General features: G+C 72.7%; 3 protein-coding genes and 1 pseudogene. All 4 read left to right on the forward strand.

Annotation, left to right across the window (positions count from 1 at the left end; genetic code table 11):
• Positions 1 to 620 (forward strand): aminotransferase class V-fold PLP-dependent enzyme (locus tag B9G38_RS15425; RefSeq protein WP_233127241.1); only part of this gene is annotated, 620 nt, incomplete at its 5' end.
• 109 nt (positions 621 to 729) lie between these two features.
• On the forward strand, positions 730 to 1290 hold the full coding sequence (locus B9G38_RS15430; RefSeq protein ID WP_086220963.1) for a class I SAM-dependent methyltransferase: 561 nt from the start codon (positions 730 to 732) through the stop codon (positions 1288 to 1290).
• Between the two features lie 118 nt (positions 1291 to 1408).
• A complete protein-coding gene (locus B9G38_RS15435; RefSeq protein ID WP_086220964.1) occupies positions 1409 to 2512 on the forward strand; it encodes a DoxX family protein in 1104 nt (367 codons plus the stop codon).
• 87 nt (positions 2513 to 2599) lie between these two features.
• A pseudogene (locus tag B9G38_RS17935) lies at positions 2600 to 2739 on the forward strand (glucose-6-phosphate isomerase); the annotation flags it as partial.

Consider the following 2739-nt stretch of genomic DNA (forward strand, 5'->3'; position numbering starts at 1 on the left):
GGGCGTCCTGCGCGTGGGTGGGTACGAGCCGGGCGTGGCGTGTCCCCCGCGTCGACGGGAGCCAGTGGCACGGACGGTGCGCGGTGGACGAGCCGGAGGGGGGCGCCGACGCGGTCGCGGCCGCCGGCCACAAGTGGACGCTCGGCCCGTGGGGCGCCGGCTTCCTCTACGTCGACCGCGACGCCGCGGCCGACCTCGAACCGCGCGCCGTCGGCTACCGGGGGGTCGAGGACCCGACCGGCGACGAGATCGAGTTCAAGCCCGCGGCGGGGCGGTTCGAGATCGGGACGACGACGGCCGCGGCGCACGTCGGCCTCGTCGAGGCGCTCGACGCGGTCGACGCCGTCGGTCTCGACGCGATCGAGTCGCGGATCGAGTCGCTGACCGACCGCCTCAAGGACGGCGTCCCGGAGGACCGACTGCGCAGCCCGCGAGAGTACGAGTCGGGCCTCGTCACGATCGACGTCGACGACCCGGAGGCGACCGTCGAGCGGCTCGGGGAGCGGGACATCGTCGTGCGGTCGCTGCCGCATCCGAACGGGATCCGGGCGTCCGTCCACGCCGTCTCGACCGAGGCCGAGATCGACCGGCTCGTCGAGGCGCTGGAACCGGAGTGGTGAGGCGGGGCGGAGCGAGACGCGGCGGCCCGGGGCAGCTCGACCGCCGTCGCGAGGGACGCCCGTGCCGCGCGATCGGACGCGTTTTGTCACTCCGCGCGCAAGACCGGGCATGGGATTCCACACGTTCGACGCCGAGGGCGCTGACCGCTTGGAGCGACCGGCGGTGCGGTATCGCTGGGTGTCCGCCGAGGAGCTGATCGGTCCGTTCGCGGCGGACGCGTTCGGCGTCCTCGCGGACCTGGGAAGCGGCACCGGCTTCTACACCGACGACGTCGCCGAGCACGCCGAGACCGTCTACGGCGTCGACGTTCAGTCCGAGATGCACGGGTACTACCGCGAGAAGGGCGTCCCCGACAACGTCGACCTCGTCGCGAGCGACGTGTCGGACCTCCCGTTCGCGGACGGCGATCTCGACGGGGCGTTCTCGACGATGACGTACCACGAGTTCGCCAGCCCGGAGGCGATCGACGAGATCGCCCGCGTCCTCCGCTCGGACGGGCGGCTCGTCGTCTTCGACTGGTCGGCAGACGGCGACGGCGAGCACGGGCCGCCGGTCGACGAGCGCTTTTCCGTGAGCGACGCGCGCGACGCGCTCGCGGAGGCCGGGTTCGACGTCGAGCGCGCCGAGACGCGGACGGAGACGTTCGCGCTCGTCGCGCGAGCGCCGTAGGCGACGGCTCCCGACGGCGGCATCGAGCGGTCCGAAGCGGCGCAAACCCGCCCCAGAGGGTCCGATTCGAACGTTCGTGAAGAAATACCGTTAGGTGCGTTCGGCCCGTAGGCGAGGTATGTCCGTTCGCCACCGGTCGGTCGCCGTCACCGCGCTCGCGCTGCTCGCGACGCTCGCCGCGCGGCCGGTCGCGGCCCACGTCGACTACGTCACCGAGGACTCGGGCGACCCCCTCGACGCGGTCGCGTTCGTCGCCGAGGTGCTCTCGGACCCGTTCAACGCGGCGCTGTTCGCGGGGTCCGGGCTCCTCGCCGTCGCCGGGCTCGCCGCGTACCTCTGGGTGCGACCCACGATCGTCGACATCGTCGTGCTCCGGGAGAAACTCGCCGGCTACGGCGACCTCGTCCCGTGGATGCTCCGGCTCGCCGTCGGGCTCCCCCTCGTCGGCGCCGGCTTCCAGGGGTACCTGTTCGCGCCGACGCTCGCGTTCGAACCGGCGACGAGCCCGCTCCTCCGCGTGCTCTTCATCGGGCTCGGCTTCTTCACTCTCTTCGGGCTCGCGACGCGGATCGCGTCGGTCGTCGGCCTGCTGACGTACGCGTGGGTGTTCGTCGCCGTCGACCCGCTCGTCGTCCTCGCGGTCGAGTACGTCCCGGTGTTCCTCGCGCTGCTGATACTCGGCGGCGGGCGCCCGAGCGCCGACGACATGCTGCTGGCGGTGGCGAGTACGCCCGGCTCGTACTACGGGCGGATCGACCCCGTCCACCACCTGAAGTCGTTCCTCGACGAGTCGACGGCCCCGCTGCGGCGGTACGTGCCGACGGTGCTTCGCGTCGGGATGGGCGTCTCGTTCGTCTACCTCGGGCTGATCCAGAAGCTCGCCGACCCGGCGAGCGCGCTACGGGTCGTCGAGAAGTACGACCTCACCGCTGTCGTCCCGGTCGACCCGGGGCTGTGGGTCGTCGGCGCCGGAGTGACCGAGGTCGCCGTGGGGCTCGCGCTTGTCGCCGGCCTCTTCACCCGCGGCGCGGCCGCGCTCTCCTTCGTGCTGTTCACGACGACGCTGTTCGGGCTCCCGGACGACCCGGTCCTCGCCCACGTGGCGCTGTTCGGTCTCGCGTCCGCCGTCTTCACGCTCGGGTCCGGCCCCGTCGCGTTCGACCGCTGGTTCGGTCGCCCGGCGCTCGACCGCGACGAGGAGCCGGTCGCGGCGGCCGACTGAGGTCGGTCGGCTTCTCGCCGCCGCCGACGGCGGCCGACCGCGCCCCCGCCGGGAGTTTTTAAGTCGCTCTCTCGCGGTGAGGGTAGTATGCGAGTGGACCTCGGCAACGCCCTGGGGACGACCCCCGGGCTCACGACGGCAACGCTGGACAGACTCGACGACCGCGTCGCGGCCGCGCACGAGCGGATCGCGGCCGCGACGCGGTCGTCGAGTCTGTCCAGCGTTGC

It is taken from the genome of Halorubrum sp. SD612 (assembly GCF_002135005.1).